Origin of the sequence: Haloarcula sp. S1AR25-4, from assembly GCF_031624555.1 — an archaeon.
In the GTDB taxonomy this organism is placed as follows: domain Archaea; phylum Halobacteriota; class Halobacteria; order Halobacteriales; family Haloarculaceae; genus Haloarcula; species Haloarcula pellucida.
Genome location: NZ_JAMQOR010000004.1, coordinates 154507 through 172090, shown reverse-complemented (window position 1 = coordinate 172090; position 17584 = coordinate 154507). Strand labels below are relative to the sequence as shown.

15 protein-coding genes and 1 pseudogene are annotated in these 17584 nt (G+C 64.4%); 12 read left to right on the top strand and 4 right to left on the bottom strand.

What is annotated here, in order from left to right; translation table 11 throughout:
- Window positions 1-1758: a carbamoyltransferase C-terminal domain-containing protein gene (locus tag NDI85_RS17705; RefSeq protein WP_310916511.1), complete on the top strand. Its 1758-nt coding sequence runs from the start codon at window positions 1-3 to the stop codon at window positions 1756-1758.
- Between the two features lie 11 nt (window positions 1759-1769).
- On the opposite strand, the pseudogene NDI85_RS22325 reads toward NDI85_RS17705, so the two are convergent.
- Window positions 1770-2015, bottom strand: a pseudogene (locus NDI85_RS22325) (universal stress protein); the annotation flags it as partial.
- Between the two features lie 277 nt (window positions 2016-2292).
- Here NDI85_RS22325 and NDI85_RS17695 point away from each other — a divergent pair.
- The 6 genes from NDI85_RS17695 to NDI85_RS17670 all read left to right on the top strand — a co-directional run bounded on the left by NDI85_RS17695 (window position 2293) and on the right by NDI85_RS17670 (window position 7071).
- Window positions 2293-2457, top strand: a complete 165-nt coding sequence (locus NDI85_RS17695; RefSeq protein ID WP_188997351.1) for a hypothetical protein — start codon at window positions 2293-2295, stop codon at window positions 2455-2457.
- On the top strand, window positions 2447-3505 hold the full coding sequence (locus tag NDI85_RS17690; protein WP_188997348.1) for a sulfite exporter TauE/SafE family protein: 1059 nt from the start codon (window positions 2447-2449) through the stop codon (window positions 3503-3505). Before NDI85_RS17695 ends, NDI85_RS17690 begins: the two co-directional genes overlap by 11 nt.
- A 178-nt stretch (window positions 3506-3683) precedes the next feature.
- The gene (locus tag NDI85_RS17685) at window positions 3684-4088 is read left to right on the top strand and encodes a helix-turn-helix domain-containing protein (protein WP_188997338.1); all 405 of its coding nucleotides are present in this window, start codon (window positions 3684-3686) and stop codon (window positions 4086-4088) included.
- A 162-nt stretch (window positions 4089-4250) separates the two neighbouring features.
- Window positions 4251-4610 carry a thioredoxin gene (gene trxA / locus NDI85_RS17680; protein ID WP_188997336.1) on the top strand — a complete coding sequence of 120 codons (360 nt, stop codon included), beginning with the start codon at window positions 4251-4253 and terminating at the stop codon, window positions 4608-4610.
- Window positions 4611-5636, top strand: coding sequence for an NAD(P)/FAD-dependent oxidoreductase (locus NDI85_RS17675; protein ID WP_188997334.1), 1026 nt, complete (start codon window positions 4611-4613; stop codon window positions 5634-5636). It abuts the gene before it with no gap.
- 445 nt (window positions 5637-6081) lie between these two features.
- Window positions 6082-7071 (top strand): ring-cleaving dioxygenase, encoded by a 990-nt coding sequence (locus NDI85_RS17670; RefSeq protein ID WP_188997332.1) that lies wholly within the window; start codon window positions 6082-6084, stop codon window positions 7069-7071.
- Window positions 7072-7104: 33 nt separating this feature from the next.
- Here NDI85_RS17670 and NDI85_RS17665 read toward each other — a convergent pair whose 3' ends face one another.
- Window positions 7105-9411 carry a heavy metal translocating P-type ATPase gene (locus NDI85_RS17665; RefSeq protein ID WP_310916510.1) on the bottom strand — a complete coding sequence of 769 codons (2307 nt, stop codon included), beginning with the start codon at window positions 9409-9411 and terminating at the stop codon, window positions 7105-7107.
- Window positions 9412-9714: 303 nt separating this feature from the next.
- Between NDI85_RS17665 and NDI85_RS17660 the strand changes: the two genes are divergently transcribed.
- The 4 genes from NDI85_RS17660 to NDI85_RS17645 all read left to right on the top strand — a co-directional run bounded on the left by NDI85_RS17660 (window position 9715) and on the right by NDI85_RS17645 (window position 14726).
- Window positions 9715-12597 carry a bacterio-opsin activator domain-containing protein gene (locus NDI85_RS17660; RefSeq protein ID WP_188997330.1) on the top strand — a complete coding sequence of 961 codons (2883 nt, stop codon included), beginning with the start codon at window positions 9715-9717 and terminating at the stop codon, window positions 12595-12597.
- A 112-nt stretch (window positions 12598-12709) separates the two neighbouring features.
- The gene (locus tag NDI85_RS17655) at window positions 12710-12853 is read left to right on the top strand and encodes a rubrerythrin-like domain-containing protein (protein WP_166973830.1); all 144 of its coding nucleotides are present in this window, start codon (window positions 12710-12712) and stop codon (window positions 12851-12853) included.
- Window positions 12854-13046: 193 nt separating this feature from the next.
- The gene (locus NDI85_RS17650; RefSeq protein ID WP_188997328.1) at window positions 13047-13349 is read left to right on the top strand and encodes a hypothetical protein; all 303 of its coding nucleotides are present in this window, start codon (window positions 13047-13049) and stop codon (window positions 13347-13349) included.
- 123 nt (window positions 13350-13472) lie between these two features.
- Window positions 13473-14726 carry a Glu/Leu/Phe/Val dehydrogenase gene (locus NDI85_RS17645; RefSeq protein ID WP_188997326.1) on the top strand — a complete coding sequence of 418 codons (1254 nt, stop codon included), beginning with the start codon at window positions 13473-13475 and terminating at the stop codon, window positions 14724-14726.
- Window positions 14727-14987: 261 nt separating this feature from the next.
- Here the strand turns inward: NDI85_RS17645 and NDI85_RS17640 are convergent, their stop codons facing one another.
- A complete protein-coding gene (locus tag NDI85_RS17640; protein ID WP_310916509.1) occupies window positions 14988-15335 on the bottom strand; it encodes a hypothetical protein in 348 nt (115 codons plus the stop codon).
- Window positions 15336-15556: 221 nt separating this feature from the next.
- Window positions 15557-16156, bottom strand: a complete 600-nt coding sequence (locus NDI85_RS17635) for a hypothetical protein (protein ID WP_310916508.1) — start codon at window positions 16154-16156, stop codon at window positions 15557-15559.
- A gap of 120 nt (window positions 16157-16276) precedes the next feature.
- On the opposite strand from NDI85_RS17635, the gene NDI85_RS17630 reads away from it, so the two are divergent.
- Window positions 16277-17584 carry a cytochrome P450 gene (locus NDI85_RS17630; protein WP_310916507.1) on the top strand — a complete coding sequence of 436 codons (1308 nt, stop codon included), beginning with the start codon at window positions 16277-16279 and terminating at the stop codon, window positions 17582-17584.

Sequence of the window (17584 nt, the reverse complement as noted above, 5' to 3'; positions counted from 1 at the left end):
ATGACCACGTACACGCTGGCGTTCAAACCGGCAATCGGGCTGTACGGTCAGCACGACCCCAGTGCGGCGCTCTTCGAGGACGGGGACCTCGTATTCGCCGTCGAGGAGGAGCGGCTCTCCCGTGAGAAGCACGCCGTCGACACCTTCCCAGAGCGCGCCATCCGTGCAGCGCTCGACCACGCCGGCATCGACCTGCCGGCGGTCGACCGCGTGTTGCTCCCGTACGACCCGTCGCTGCGCTCGAATATCCTCCCACACTACGTTCGCGACGCGGTTCGGGTAGACGGGGTGCTTCGCAAGGTGACCGCGGTAGAGAACGTCGTCAAGACACAGTTAGAGAGTCGCTTCGCGCCCACACGTCGCATCGAGTCGCGGCTGGCGGATATCGGGACACCGGTGCCGCCGATAGAGACCCGCCCTCATCACGCGTGTCACGCCGCGAGTGCGTTCCATCCGTCGGGATTCGACGAAGCGCTCGTGGTTACCATCGACGCGAAAGGCGAGTACGACGCGACCGTGGTCTGGCACGGCGACGAGGACGGCTTAGAACGGGTCCGGACGTACGAACACCCGAACAGTCTCGGGCTCTTTTTCGCCGCCATCACGGAGTATCTGGGCTACCGTATGTTCAACGGCGAGGGGAAAGTGATGGGACTCGCGCCGTACGGCGAGGACGACCCCGACATCGAACGTACGCTTCGCTCGCTTGTCGACACCGGCGTCGACTACGACGTGACGGAACTCACCAGACGCTGGGGCACCGGATACGGCGTCAGACGGCTCGAAGCCGCCTTCGGCCGGGACCGGAACGACGCGCCGGAGGCGTTCACACAGTGGGAGCAGAATCTGGCACACACCGCACAGAAACTCCTCGAAGAGACGGTGCTAGATATCATCGAGCGACACGCCGAGGTGGCCGGGACCGCAAATCTCGCCGTTGCGGGCGGCGTCGCGCTGAACTGCAAGCTGAACAAGCGTCTCCGAGAGTCGCCGGCCGTGGACGAGCTGTTCGTCCAGCCGGCCGCACACGACGCCGGACTCGCCCTCGGAGCGGGACTGCTCGACCAGCGACCGTCGCAGGTACCGACGATGGAGACGGTCTACCACGGCCCGTCGTACGATACGGGCGACATCCGGACTGTTCTCGAAATGAACAAGATCGCCTACAGCGAACCGGGCGACGTCGAACGTCATATCGCTGAGCGCCTCGCGGACGGTGCGCTGGTGGGCTGGTTCAACGGGCGTCTCGAACTCGGACCGCGCGCGCTCGGAAACCGGAGTATTCTGGCCGACCCACGGAGTATCGATTCTCGGGACAGAGTAAATCGGTTCGTCAAACACCGGGAGGAGTGGCGGCCCTTCGCCCCCTCGATGCTCGAATCGGCGGTCGAGGAGTACCTCGTCGACGGCGAACGCGCCCCGTTCATGATCTCGGCGTTCGACGTCAGACCCGAGAAGCGTGACGAGATTCCGGCGGCCCTCCACCCCGCTGACGACACGACGCGACCCCAAACTGTCAGCGCCCGTCAGAACCCCCGGTACCACCGCCTCATCTCCGAGTTCGAGGCGCTCACCGGTGTGCCGGTGGTACTGAACACCTCGTTCAACGACCACGCCGAACCGATCGTCAACACACCTACCGAGGCGTTGAAGGACTTCTTCGGCATGGGACTGGACGTGCTGGTCTTGCAGGATATGGTCGTCACGAAAACGGACGCGGCTGTCAAGCGGGAGGCACGCTCTGTCGAGTCGCTCTAGACCGGCACGTCGTCGAAGGCACGCTCGGCGTTCGCCGAAACATCTGTCGGAAAGAGGCGACGCTGAAAGCGGTACTCGCGGAGGATACCGGGGTCGTCGGTGGTCCGCTCGACGCGGTTGACCAGCAACGGGACGACCGTGGTCCGTGCGAGTTGGGGCAGTCGGCCCAATGACGCGGTTCGCCAGTCGGCTGTGGCCCCGTGAGTCAGCGACTGAGACGGCGGCTGAACGGTTTCGGCGATGCCGTCGACACAGCGCTACAATACGGTTTTGTTCGCCGACCGGGAGGAGTATGGTCGGTCCCGAGTAACGGTCGCCGCTCCCAGCGCTGGGCGGGGCGTCAAGTACACCACCGAGGCACACTATCTGCGGACCATATCGTTCTGATACGTTATCAGTAGTGCTGGGGAGGATATCGGAATATAGTATTGTGCAATATCTCCAAAACCGTTATAGGAGTAGATCCGATAGGTGGTATTGAACAGAAATGTGCCAACAACGAATTACTGTGTTCGGGTATCGGAGGGTGAACAGATGGCAGGACTAGAGATTCCCACGTGGGACCCGGAGACGGCCTTGCTCATCGGCACGATCCTGCTGGAAGCGGTCCTGCTGTACGTGGGCTATGGCGGTCTCGAACGGCTCTTCGGGCCACGACTCATGGCGTTCATAGTCGGAGGTGAAGAGAATGCTCGATAGCGTCCTCGACGGGCTCGGCATCTTGGGGACCAGCCCCGAGATGCTGGCGCTGTTCGTCGGGTTCGGCCTCGTCGTCGGGGTGTTGTTCGGGTTCTTCGGCATGGGCGGGTCGTTCCTCGTTACCCCTGCCCTGCTGATGCTGGATTACCCGGCGCCCGTCGCGGTCGGTAGCGGGATGGCGTTCGTCTTCGGGACGGCCGTCATCGCGACCCTGAAACACCACGACCTCGGGCAGGTCGACTACAAGCTCGGCGCGATCATGATCACCGGGACGACTATCGGAATCGAGGTCGGACGCGCCAGCGTCTACTACCTCGAATCGCTTGGACTGGCCGGCGCTCTCATCAGCGTCGCGTACGTCGTCCTGCTCGGCGGCGTCGGTGCGATGGTCACCCGTGACGCCCGAAGAGGCGACGGCAGCGGTGACATCGACCACGAGGCCGCCGATAAGGACCTCAGCGAGTACGAGATTCCCGAAATCGCCAAAACGATTCAGCAGACCGTTCGGATTCCGCCGATGGTGACGCTCCGTGGTGACGTCCGCGTTTCCGCGTGGGTTATTACGGCCGTCGCCTTCGCGACCGGCCTCCTGTCGGGCTTTCTCGGCGTCGGTGGCGGCTTCATCCGGATGCCCGCCATGATCTACGCGATTGGCGTCCCGGTTCCCGTCGCCGTCGGTACCGACCTCTTCGAGATCGTCTTCTCCGGCGGTCTCGGGAGCTATCTCTACGGACAGGGCGGCGGCGTCGACCTCGGTATCGTCGTTCCGCTGCTGTTCGGGAGCGCACTCGGTGCCCGTATCGGCTCCGCCGCGACCGCCGTCGTCGACGCCGACGGTATCAAAGTCTACTTCGGCGGGATGCTACTCGTCGGTGCTACCGCGGTCGGCATCGGTGAGGTCGGCTCCTACATCGGGAGTCCGACTCTCGAGATGGTCGGGTTGGTACTCGTCATCGGTGCGGCGGTCGTCGTCGCCGTTGCGATCCTCTACACGTCGGTCGTCTCACTACGCACGACGCGCAAGCAGCAAGCAGTCACCGCGGACTGACTGGATCTACCCGGCGTCGATATGCCGTCTCACGGCCGCGGTCATCTGTTGCTGTCTGCCCACTAGACGACACATCGCGGACTCGTCGCCACCGCGCTCTCCAGTAGGTGTGGCGCGCAATTGTGCAATCCATACACAAATCTTTTAACAACACAGCACGTACGAATACGTGATACCGATGCCAGATTCGATGTCCGAACAACTCCAGCGGGACATGGTGTGTGAGGGGCTCCTCGAGTGTTTCCACGGGCTCAAGCAGCTCGATAAGGAGATATTTCAGGAACTCGTCCAGACCGAAGAGCCGCTGACGATCGACGAGATCGCCGAAAAGGTCGACCGCGAGCGGTCGACCGCGTATCGTGCCGTACAACGGCTACTGCAGGCCGGCTTCATCCAGAAGGAGCAGGTGAACTACGAGCAGGGCGGGTATTACCACGTCTACAGGCCGACCGACCCCTCGAACATCGCTGACGACATGCAGCGGATGCTCAACGATTGGTACGCGAAGATGGGCCAGCTCATCCAGGAGTTCGAAGAGAAGTACGAGCAGTCTGAGCCCTCGACTCCCACTGTCGAAAGCTAACTTCGTCTCTCACCGTGTAGCGGTCCGGTTTTCCGACGGCGAGCTGGTTTTCTCGCGGGGACGAAGGGACACTGCCGACACGTCGATTCGACAGTTAGAATTGTTCAGTATTGTGTGTATTCCCCAAAACACTTAATTGGCACTGGCGCTTACGAACTGGTGATGGCAACTGATACTGCAGCCGACACCGGCACTACCACCACGAACGAACCCCTCCACGTCGACGGGCAGTCCCAACTCGACGACGTCGTCGCCGAGCACGACGTCGTCCTCACGGACTTCTACGCCGACTGGTGTGGCCCCTGCCAGATGCTCGAACCCATCGTCGAGACGCTGGCCGCAGAGACCGACGCGACCGTCGCCAAAGTCGACGTCGACGCCAACCAGCAACTCGCGGCCGCCTACGGCGTCCGGGGCGTCCCGACGCTCGTCCTGTTCGCCGACGGGGAGCGAGTCGAGGAGGTCGTCGGCCTCAAAGCCGAAGGGGAGCTCCGAGCGCTCATCGAGTCCTACACGGAATAAATGACTGAGGACGTACACGACCTCGTCATCGCCGGCTCGGGGATCGCTGGCCTCTCGGCGGCGGTCTACGCTGCGCGCGCCGACCTCGACCCCCTCCTCCTCGAGGGCGACGAACCGGGCGGCCAGCTCACGCTGACGACCGACGTCGAGAACTACCTCGGGTTCCCCGACGGCGTCGGCGGCATGGAACTCGTCCAGCGCGGGAAATCGCAGGCCGAACAGTTCGGCGCGGAGTTCCAGCACGGCCGCATCGAGTCCGCCACTCTGGATGGCCAGCCGCTGGAACTGTCGCTGTCGACCGGCGATACGATCCGCACACGAGCGTTGGTCGTCGCGACCGGTGCGAGCGCACGTTGGGTCGGTGCCGAGAACGAGGCCGAACTCATGGGCCACGGCCTCTCGACGTGTGCCACCTGTGACGGCGCGTTCCACCGCGGCGACGACGTCCTCGTCGTCGGTGGCGGCGACAGCGCGATGGAGGAGGCACTCTTCCTCGCGAAGTTCGCCGACTCCGTGACGGTCGTCCACCGCCGTGAGGAACTGCGTGCGTCCGAAATCATGGCTGACCGCGTCCGCGAACACGAGAACGTCCGGGTCCGCTGGAACACGGAACTCGAAGCCATCCACGGCTCGCAGGAAGAGGGCGTCACCGGTGCCACGCTCGTCTCACATCCCGACGGGTTCCCCAGAGAGAAGGCCGAGTCCGGTACCGACGTCGAACGGGAGACAGTCGACGTCGGCGGCGTGTTCTACGCCGTGGGTCACACGCCCAACACCGAGTTCCTCGACGGGACCGGTGTCGAACGCGACGGGGAGGGCTACGTCCGGACCCGGACCGACGAGACGGGACGGCCGACGACGAACACGGCCGTAAACGGCGTCTTCGCCGCCGGTGACGTAGCAGACCCCGCGTATCGACAGGCGATCACGGCCGCCGGGACCGGCAGTATGGCGGCCCTCGACGCCGAGCAGTTCCTCGAAACGCTCGCGGAAGAAGCGCAGTCCCCTGTCGAGACACCGGCTTGACACCGCGCCGGCGACGTCGGACGGAGCGCCGGCCCGGCCCAGAGCGACCACGTCGACGGCCGCCGCTCGGGTATCCACTCGAACGCTACGACGAGCACCGAGGCGGCGACGTGAACAAAAACGGCACCGAAGAGATGAGTTGGGGGGGTCGGTCGCCGATAGAGCGTGGTGGGCAACAAAGTACTCGACCAGCGACCGAGATGGATCTCCTCGCCGGGCGGTGATAAGCGGCCTGAAACTGCCGGCAGTAGCACCGATAGTTCTTGCCCGAAGGCACGCTTCGACGTGACAGTTCGAGGTGTGTGGTTCGGCGGCGACCGCCGCCGAGGAGGGTCGGGCAGAGACCGGAGCGGTACGTACCACGTCGTCGCGGGTGAGCCCCGCTGAGACCCGGTAACACTCACGTCAACACGTATTGAAGTGGCTTCGGCGCGTATCCCGGCTAATGACGGACCCAACTCCCACACCGGGCATCCACCACGTGACGTGTATCGCCAGCGACCCACAGCGGACCGTGGACTTCTGGATCGAGACGCTCGGTCTCAGACTCGTGAAACGGTCCATCAATCAGGACGACCCCGAGACCTACCACTTCTTTTTCGCCGACGCCGAGGGGACGCCGGGGACCAGCATGACGTTCTTCCCGTGGGAAGACCTCACGCGGGGGACGGTCGGGTCGGGACAGGTCTCCCGGACCGCGTTCCGCGTCCCCGAGGGCAGTCTCGACTACTGGGAGGACCGCTTCGACGAGTACGGGGTCGACTACGACGACCGCGTCGAGCGGTTCGGAGAGACGGTCCTCCCGTTCCGCGACCCCGACGGCCTCCCGGTCGAACTCGTCGAAGTCGAGATTCCCGAGGACGATCCGACGGTCCCGTGGACGGAGTTCGTCCCCGAGGATTCCGCTATCCGCGGGTTCCACTCGGTGACGCTGTGGCTGGCCGATCCGGCCCCGACGGCGGACTTGCTCCGGACCATGGGCTTTGCGGAAGTGGGCACCGAACAGGCACAGGGCGATAGGCCGGGCGACGAGCGAACCCGCTTTGCCGCTACCGGCCCGGTCGGGACGTACGTCGACGTCCTCCCGACCATCGAGAGCGGCCGGCAGGGTCACGGCACGGTCCACCACGTCGCGTTCCAGACGCCGACCGACGAGGACCAGCAGGCGATGCGCGAGGCCGTCCAGTCGGCGGGACTCCGACCCACACAGCAGATCGACCGCCACTGGTTCCGCTCGGTGTACTTCCGGGAGTTCGGCGGCGTGCTGTTCGAACTCGCGACCAGCGACCCCGGCTACACTGACGACGAACCGCTCGAGGAACTCGGCGAGCGACTCGTCCTCCCCGGGAAGTTCGAGGGCCAGCGCGAACAGATAGAGGCCGGGTTGACCGACGTGACGGTGCCGCGGGCCGAACAGGCCGAGGCCGACGACTGAGCGGGCGTCGCTGGGTCGGCCGCGGCAGTCGGGTCACGCGGTCAGGTCGAGGCCACCGAGCCGGCGGGCGTTGAGGGCGACGATAATCGTCGACAGCGACATGAAGACGGCCCCGACGGCCGGCGAGAGGAGGACGCCGACCGGCGCGAGAACCCCGGCCGCGAGGGGCAGTGCAAACACGTTGTAGCCGGTCGCCCACACGAGGTTCTCCTGCATCTTGCGGTAGCTTGCTTTCGAGAGGCGGACGAGGCGTACCACGTCGACCGGGTCGTTGTCGACGAGGACGATGTCGCCCGCTTCGATGGCGACGTCCGTCCCGGAGCCGATGGCGATGCCGACGTCCGCCCGCGTCAGCGCGGGGGCGTCGTTGACACCGTCGCCGACCATCGCGACCAGTTTCCCCTCGGACTGGAGCCGTTTGACTTTCGTGTCCTTCTCGTCTGGCAGCACTTCGGCGAAGTACTGGTCGATACCGAGTTCCTCGGCGACGGCCCGTGCCACGTCCTCTGAGTCGCCGGTCAGCATCGCTACCTCGATGCCCATCGCGTGCAGTGCCTCGACGGCCCGATAGCTCTCCTCGCGGACGACGTCCGCGAGCGCGAACGCCGCCACGATATCGGTCTCGTCACGGACGAGATAGACGACGGTCCGTGCGTTCGCCCCCGCCTCGTCGGCGAACGCCGTGATGGCGGGCGGCCGCTCGATGTCGAGTTTCTCGACGAGGTTGGGGCCGCCGAGATGGACAGGGTCGCCGTCGACGGTCGCTCTGACGCCGAGACCACGGAGGTTCTCGAAGTTCGAGGCCGGCGCTCGCTGGACGCCGCGCTCCTGTGCCGCGGTCCGGATGGCGCGGGCGATCATGTGTTCGGAGTCGCCCTCGACGCCGGCGGCGACCGCGAACGCGCGCTCCTCGTCCCACGCGCGTACGTCGGCGGCTTCTTCGCGCGGACCTGCCCCGTGCGACCGGCCCGTGGCGCTTTGTGCCTCGCTGTCGGCGTCCCCTCGTGGCGTCCCCGAGGCGACGCTGACGCCGACGACGCCCTGTTCGCCTTTCGTCAACGTCCCCGTCTTGTCGAACATCACCGTATCGAGGTTTCGGGCCTCCTCCATCGCGATGCGGTCGCGGACGAGTATCCCGTTCTCCGCGGCCGTCGAGGTGTTGATAGCGACGACCAGCGGGACGGCGAGTCCGAGCGCGTGCGGACAGGCGACGACGAGGACCGTCACGACCCGTTCGAGGACGCCGATATTGAGCCCTGACGCGACGACCCACGCGACGCCGGTGATGCCAGCGACGGAGAGGGCGACGTAGAACAGCCAGCCGGCCGCGCGGTCGGCGAGTAGCTGGGTCCGGGATTTGGATCGTTGGGCCTCCTCGACGAGTCGCATGATACCCGCGAGTGCGGTCTCCTCGCCCGTCTCGGTGACGCGAACGCGCAGACTGCCGTCCTGGTTGACCGTCCCGGCGACGACCGGGTTACCGGGTTCCTTGCCGACGGGCCGGGATTCACCGGTGATCATCGACTCGTCGACGGACGACTCGCCGTCGACGACTGTCCCGTCGGCCGGGACGCTGGCGCCCGGTCGGACGAGCACGACGTCGCCTTCCGAGAGGTCGGAGACCGGAACCGTCTCCGTGTCCCCACCCTCGGTGACGCGCTCGGCGGTGTCGGGCATGAGCGTCGCCAGTTCGTCGAGTGCGCCGGACGCCTGTCGAACGGAGCGCATCTCCATCCAGTGGCCAAGCAGCATGATGTCTATCAGCGTGACGAGTTCCCAGAAGAAGGGCGTCGTGCCCTCGAGGAACAGACTGGCGATGGAGTAGCCAAAGGCGACGGTGATGGCGAGCGAGATGAGCAGCATCATCCCCGGTTCGCGATTCGCGAGTTCCGCGCGAGCCATCGAGAGGAACGGGACGCCGCCGTAGGCGAAGACGACGACCGACAGGACAGGCGTAATCCAGACGCTACCCGGGAACGCGGGCGCAGTGTAGCCGAACACGTCCTGAACGAACTCGCTGAAGAAGACGACCGGAATCGAGAGCACGAGCGACACCCAGAACCGGCGCTTGAACAACCGTTCGTGGCCGCTGTGGTCGGTGTGTGTGCCGTGGCCGCCGTGACCGTCGGGGTCTGGTGCGTCGTGGGCAGACTCGCCGTGGACGTGTTCCGTGTGGGCGGGTGACGGCGTGTGCTGCTCGGCCGATGGTGGTCCCGGCCCGCGCGTCTCGGTATTCGCGTCTAGCTGGCAAATCCGACAGCACGGAACCGTCGATTCCGACCGGTGAGGAACGTCCGCTTCCAGCGAGTCTGACCGGCCGTATTCCGGATGATCGTCCATGGGTTAGCTATCGGGCGCACCCACCATCATGTTGTTGTACAGTTGACAGCAGTCGGCGAGTGGGGCGGACGGGCATACGGAGTCGACTTCCTCGGTCAGTCCCTGGGGGGCGAGCGGCAGTGAGAGACCGGTGGAGTCCGTTGGGTACCGCGCTGGTTGAGTACCAAACGTCTTTACCAAACAGGGGCTAGATAGTGAACTATCGATGGACACCGTTTGCAGTTCGACAGCGGGTCTTCGCGACCGGTCCCGAGCCCGTTCCGACACACCGTATCGAAGCGACGTTACGTCTGAGGGAGACTGATGGCGGATTCTGACTCACCGCTCGACTCCGCGGGCATCCTCCTCGCTGGGACGGCTGGCTGGCTCGAACGACTCGCCGAACGGATCGACTCGGACACCGCTGGGACAGTACACACCGCCGAGACGGCAGCGAACGCGCTCGATGCCGTCCGGGACGGCCTCGTCGACTGTGTCGTCACGGCGTACGCGCTCGATGAGACGACCGGTGTCGAACTCGTAGAAGCGGTTCGAAGCGAAGAGTCGGCGGTACCCGTTCTCCTCGGGACGGCCAACGGGAACGAGACTATCGCCAGCGACGCGATCGCGTCCGGCGTCACCGACTATATCGTGGTAACGGAGCCGATCGACCGGACTGTCGACACGGTACTGAACCGTACCGAAGAAGCGCTCCGTACCACGTCGCAGGCGGACGTCCAGCGCGACCGAGCACAGCAGTTCGACGCAGTGTTCAACGACACGCAGACGGCGACGTGGGTGCTAGACCCCGACGGGACGCTCGTCCGTGCGAACGAGAGGGCGCGTGAGATGATCGACGTAGACGCCGAAGCGGTTCTGGGCGAGCCCTTCTGGACGCTGCCGTGGTGGTCACAGACGGCGGCGATGCAGGACGACGTCCGACAACTCGTCGAGGAGACGCGGGACGGGACCGCCGGCAACTCGATACTCTCCGAACCACCGGACAGCGAATCCCAGCGCGTCATCGATCTGTCCGTTCGCCCCGTCGAAAACGAACGCGGCGACCTCACGTCGATCGTGATCAGGGGCGTCGAGATCACGGAACGAGTCTCGCTCGAACGCGACCTCCGACAGTCAGAGGAACTCCACCGAGTGACACTCAACAACATGACCGACACCGTCCTCATCACGGACGAGGACGGCGAGTACACGTACGTCTGTCCCAACGTCCACTTCATCTTCGGATACACGGCAGCGGAGATTCGCGACGGGGGAACGATCGACGACCTCCTCGGCGAGGACCTCTTCGACCGCGACGAACTCGCAGCGACCGGGAGCCTGAAGAACATCGAGTGTACGGCGACGGACAAGGCCGGCCGTGAGCACACGCTCCTCGTCAACGTCCGAGCGGTCGACATTCAGGGCGGTAAGTTCCTCTATAGCTGTCGAGACATCACGAAACGCAAGCAACGCGAGGAGGCGCTCGCGACGCTTCAGGAACTGGCGCGTGGGTTCCTGTACGCCGGAACGCACGACGAGATTGCCCAACATATCGTCGAAGACTCGCCGAGCGCCCTCGATCTCGAGGCGACCGCGATATATCTGTTCGACGCCGACACCAACGAACTCCGGCCCGCCACACACTCACAGACCATGCGCGACCTCCACGGCCCACTGCCGAGGATTCACGCCGACGGTGACTCGCTTCCGGGGTACGCGTTTATCGAAGGGACGGCGCTGTTTTTCGACGACGTCCACGAGGCAGACCGACTCGAAAACCGGGCCACAGACCTCAGAAGTGCGGGCTACGTCCCGCTGGGCGACCACGGTATCTTCGTCGCAGGGTCTCCGGACGTCGCCGCGTTCGACGACGTCACCCGAGAACTGGCAGACCTGCTCGCGGCGACCGCCGAAGCAGCGCTCGATCGGGTCAGACGGGAGTCACAGCTCCGCGCACAGGACAGACAGTTACAGCAGCAAAACGAACAGCTCACGGCACTGAACCGTATCAACGAGACGATCAGAGCCATCGATAGGGCGATCGTTCAGGCGGAGACGCGTGACGAGATCGACCACACCGTCAGCGAACTGCTGACCAGTGACGAGCGGTTCAGTTTCGCCTGGATCGGCGGCGTCGATTCGACGACCGACACCCTCGAACCACGGGCGTGGGCGGGGGACGAACAGGGATACCTGGACAGTCAGAAGTTCACCGTCGATGCGTCGGGCACCGAGCCAGCCGGGAAGACAGCGGCGACCGGCGACGTGACCATGGTTCCCAACGTCGCGACCAACCTCCGGGAAGACGAGTGGCGAGCGGACGCGCTCACCCGCGATTTCATGTCCGTGCTGAGTATCCCCCTCGTGTACAACGATCTCACGCACGGCGTCTTGACCGTCTACGCCGATACCCGGGACGCGTTCGACGAGACCGCCCGTGCCGTACTGGCCGAACTCGGGGAGACGATCGCCTCCGCACTCAGTGCCATCGAGCGGAAGAACGCCCTCCTCACGACGTCGCTGACGCGCGTCGCGTTCGAAATCGACGACGAGACGTTCATCCTCTCGCGTCTCGCTCGGGTGGCCGACTGCACCCTCTCGTATCAGGGGGGCGTACAGCAGACGACAGACGGGAGTTACGTGTTCGTCACCGTCGAGGACGCCGTCGTCGAGACCGTGGCGGCCGCCGCATCCGAACTAGCCGGCATCGACGACGTCCGACAGATAAGCGAAGAAAGCGACGGCGGTGTCCTGCGGCTTGGACTCGCTCGGCCGTTTCTCGCACTGGAGTTGGCCGACCACGGCGCCGTCTTCCGGGAGGCGACCGCCGATGCGACGTCGACGACACTGACCATCGACGTCCCGGACAGTATCGACGTCCGGAACATCTCGCAGTTGGTCGACGAAGCGTTCTCCGACGTCGAACTCCACAGTAAGCAAACGTTCGACCAAGCGGCCGAACACGACGTCTACTCGCGGTTCCTCTCTGACCTCACCGAACGGCAACTCGAAGTCGTTCAGACGGCCTATTACAGCGGCTTTTTCGAGTCGCCGCGCGAGAGTACCGGTGAAGACGTCGCGACGATGCTCGATATCTCTCCGCCAGCGTTCTATCAGCACGTCCGGACGGTCCAACGGAAACTGTTCACGACGCTCTTCGAGGAACAGAGCGTCTCGGTTGCGGCATCGGGCGACAGGGTTCAATAGTTAACACCCGGCCCTCAGCGTACTTTGATGCTAAACTGCTGGATATTCGCTCGTACCCGCCTTTGTACCACGTGAGTGCCACGGACCGACGGCTGGCACTCGTGAACGCACAATGAGAGATGTCTCGCAGACCCCCGACGAGGAAACGCCGTACGAGTGCTTCGAGTGTGGGTCCGTCGTCGTTGCGGAGGACAACCCAGACCCCTGTCCTAACTGTGGCGGCGAGATGCGAAACCGACAAACTCCGATGGAGTAACGATGTCGCTCGGTTCGGGAATCGCCGCCACCGGAACGACCGATGGCCACGCAGGCCCGCCGATATCTGATTCGGCGGCCGGTACGGAGCGCTCACCGATGGCCGTGAACACGGCTGCCGCGAAACGCGGGCCCGCTGGTCTGACCAAGACGTCCGGGGAGGGACAGCGACACTCTCAGGATTCGACTCAGCTATGACAGACGTCCAAAGTCGCCTAGAAGAGACGAGAGCCGTCAGACACGTAGCGGAACCGACGTCGTTGCCGGTCTTCCGGTCCGTCACGCGAATCTGGCACTTCCCCAGTGGAGACGCGCTCCTCGAACTCGCAGATCATCGCGACTGCCTACTGCCGAACGTCGACCGCGTCGACGTTCCAGCGAGCGAGAGAGAGCGGGTCGGAGATGCTGTGGCACTCGATACGGAGACCGCTGTTCGTGTCTCCGAAGAACAGGGCCGTGTGATTATTAAAGAATTTGATAAGAAGATAATACTGTAACAACACAAAACCGAGAAACCGAGCGGAGTAAGCCCTGTATCCAGTGGCTACGCTGTCGCCAGATAGTGTAAGTCTCCGGATGAAATGGATAGCTTTTGGTGTCTCGATTTCGCTGGTCGATACATGTCCGATGTAAATCCGTACCAGAGTTTACGGACACAGATCGACGAGGCAGCAGAGTACCTTGACGTCTCCGACGGGCAGATCGAGCGGCTGAAAAATCCCGAGCGGATACTAGAGACGAACCTTTCGGTCGAGATGGACGACGGTTCGGTCGAGGTGTTCCGCGCGTACCGCTCGCAGTTCAACGGTGACCGTGGGCCGTACAAGGGCGGCATCCGCTACCACCCGCAGGTCAGCCGCGACGAGGTCAAGGCCCTCTCGGGGTGGATGGTCTATAAAACGGCGACGAGCGATATCCCGCTCGGCGGTGGGAAAGGCGGCATCGTCATCGACCCGGCCGAGTACTCCGAGAGCGAACTCGAACGAATCACGCGCGCCTTCGCGAAGGAACTGACCCCGCTTATCGGCGCCGACCGTGACGTGCCCGCCCCCGACGTGAACACGGGCCAGCGTGAGATGAACTGGATCAAAGACACGTACGAGACCATCGAAAACACGACGGAGCCCGGCGTCATCACCGGTAAAGACCTCTCGAGCGGTGGGAGCGAGGGGCGTGTCGAGGCGACAGGCCGTTCGACGGTCGTCGCAGCGCGTGAGGCGTTCGATTATCTCGGGAAGGACATCGAAGGCGCGACGGTCGCGGTGCAGGGCTACGGTAACGCCGGGTGGATCGCGGCGAAACTCGTCTACGAGATGGGCGCCGACGTCGTCGCCGTCTCGGACTCCAGCGGTGCCATCTACACCGAGGAGTCGTTCGACCCCGTCGCGGTCAAGGAGTTCAAACGCGAAACCGGGAGCGTCGTCGGGTATTCCGACGCCGAGGACGAACTCACCAACGACGAACTGCTGACGCTCGACGTGGACCTGTTGATCCCGGCTGCGCTGGAAAACGCCATCGACGAGTCACTGGCACACGAAATCTCTGCCGACGTCGTCTCCGAGGCAGCGAACGGCCCGATCACGCCCGCGGCCGACGAGATTCTCAGTGACGACGACGTCCTCGTCGTTCCGGACATCCTCGCGAACGCCGGCGGTGTCGTCGTCTCCTACTTCGAGTGGGTACAGAACCGTCAGCGCTTTTACTGGTCCGAAGACCGCGTCAACGAGGAACTGGACGCGACCATCGTCGAGCAGTTCTGGAACCTCGTCGATGCCTACGAGGACCGAGAGCTACCGTCGCTCCGGACTGCCGCCTACGTCGTCGCGCTCCAGCGCGTCATCGACGCCGGCGAGCAGGCCGGCCGGTGGCCCTAATACGGACTCCCCGGTGTCCCCCGTCATTCGAGGACGGCGCGACGACGCAGGGATAGACCAGTCGTCACCGTCTACCGGTGACACTGCCTGATACTGGTGGCTGTAAGTTCGTACAGATATTCGCCACCCCGGGGTGGCGAATTACTGCAGTTTGTTACAGCCACCAGTATGAGAACGCATCTCGGGCGTGGGCAGCGTCCGACGTCGTCGACGCTCGCATCGAAGCGGTGGGGAGACCTCCCGTCCGTCGTGTACGCGTAGTCACGTGTCCAGAATCTCGGCCAACCGCGCCTCCCCGAGCGTGTCGACCAGTTGCGCGAGTTCGACGACTCGCTCTTCGCCGAGCGTGTCGATCAGTTCCCGTATCTCGTCGGGGTCGAACGTCCGGGCGACGTAGCCGAGGTTCTCGACCATCTCAGTGGTTCGTTCGAGGACGTCCGCGTCCGGCGCGAGACTCAGCGGCCGGTTCGTGAACCGGCCGTCCTCGTTGTAGTAACAGAACCGGAGTTCCGCCTCGTCGGCGTCGTCGGGTTTGACGACCTGCAAGACCCCGTAGCCGTCCTCCCACTCGTCCAGTTCGACTTCGAGGAGATTCTCGTAGCGAGTCATAGGTGCCGATACCAACCGATAGCACCTATTTCTTGGGACTGCGTCAGCGTGAGCCTCTGTCTACGGTTGAGGAACGCAACGATCCTGTTGTATCGACGCATCCGAAGTGTCTCCCGTACCGTCGCGAGGGGGCGTTGCGACGGTCCTCCCGGGGCCTCGACACCTGCGCGGGATGTCTCAGGGCATCGTGGGCGAAGTGTGACCCGGCGCGAAGTCACGTCTCATCGCACACCACCGCCGTTCGCCGAGGATTCGAGACGGGACACCGCGAGCAAGAGGACGACAGAGAGCGCGACCCCGCCGACGGACTGCAGCCACGTATGCGCTCCGGCGAGTGGGCGAGCGAAGACCATCCCCACTGCGACGGCGAACAGTGGTACGAACCGTCTATCCACGAACAGCAGATAGCCCGCTGGCACCAGTGCGTACAGCACGTGACTCGATATGTCCCAGAACGGGGTGACGAGGAGATGTGGGACGGTCGCGGCGACAAGGAGGAGCGCGTACTCCGGCACGATAGCCCCCCAGTTCCGTCTCCGCCAGACGAACCAGATCACGAGTACCCCGATTCCCAACCCCGCGCTGCCAGTGGCGTCTACCCCCCACTCGGGGACCGTCTCGACCGCCAGTGGTACGCCCTGATAGATGGCGAACGCGACGCCCCACCCCAGACCGAGGACGGCGAACCGAGCAGTCAGTCCGGCGGGCGAGCGCGCTGAATCGCGGTGCCACTCGAAGCCGATGACGAGGACGCTACAGAGAAGAACGAAGAGTTCGGGCGCGAAAACCGCCGAGTACGTCTTGGCGATATCTGTGAGCATATAGAACAGCGACCGTACGTGTCGCTTGTGGCGGTTTCGGTTTGCCGTCGACGTCGGGCACTGCACCGGCGAACTGCGAGAACCAACACCTTTGCCTGCCGCGGTCCACGGCCGAAGTAGATGCCCCGGACGAACTCCCGTCCCCCGACACCACCCGGCAAGCCGGTAGTCGGACATACGGCGGCCTTCGTGAGCGACCCGTTCGGCTTCGTCAGACAGTCGGTGGACTCGACCGGCGACGCGTTCCGGATGCAGTTACTGGGCAAAGACGTGTACGTGCTCGCACATCCGGACTACGTGGGGACGGCGTTGTCGAATCCGGATACCTTCGCCAAACCCGACGACTTCGAAGTGGCGTTCGGAGACGCCCTGCTCGCGGTCGAAGGCGACCAGTGGCAGCGACAGCGCCACTCGATGGAGCCGTTTTTCAGTCCGAGGCGTCTCGCAGACCACGCCGAGACGATGACCGAGGTCGCCGCGTCTCGGGTCGCTGACTGGGCGTCGGGGGAGTCCGTCCACGTCGACGAAGAGATGAAAGCTATCGCCCTGCACAACCTGTTCGAGGTGGTGCTCGGCCAGTCGCTCTCCGACGAGGAAATCGACGAACTGTCGACCGCCGCACAGGCGCTCAATCTGTGGTTCAAGCCGACGTCGTGGGCCCTCCCCGAGTGGGTGCCGACACCCGCCCGTCACAAGTTCAAGCGCGGGAGCGCAGAGTTGCGCGAGCGAGCGCGGACCTTGCTGGCAGCGTCCGGTGAGCGGCCACAGGAGGATAGCCTGCTCGCCACGCTCGCCGAGTTGCGCGACGACCCCGACTCGGCGTACGACCAGTCGGAGGTGCTCGATCAAGTGGTCGGGATGCTGTTTGCCGGACACGAGACGACGGCGCTCGCGATGACCTACGCGTTACACCAGATAGCCACACACCCCACGGTCGCCGACCGGTTCCACGCCGAAATCGACGCCGTCCTCGACGGACGGCCGTCGTTCGATCAGTTGCAAGAACTCGACTACCTCGAACGGATCGTCGACGAGACGCTCCGATTGTACCCCCCGGTACACGCGATTCCGCGCGTCACGACCGAGTCCGTCGGCGTCGGCGACTACGCGATTCCCGAGGGCGCGACGGTGTTGCTCAGCGTCTGGTGTCTCCACCGCGATCCGCGGTTCTACGACGACCCGCTCACGTTCGACCCGGGACGGTGGGCGGAGACCTCGCCCAGAGACCGAGGACACGCGTTCGTTCCGTTCGGGGCTGGCCCACGCACCTGTATCGGACGGCACTTCGCTCGCCTCGAAGCGAAGGCGGTGCTCGCCGAAATCGGTCGGCGGTACCGCCTCGACGCCGACAGCGGTATCGAGGTGGCACCGCAGATGACGACCCAACCGGAGGGGCCGGTGAACCTGCGGGTGTCGGACCGAACCTGA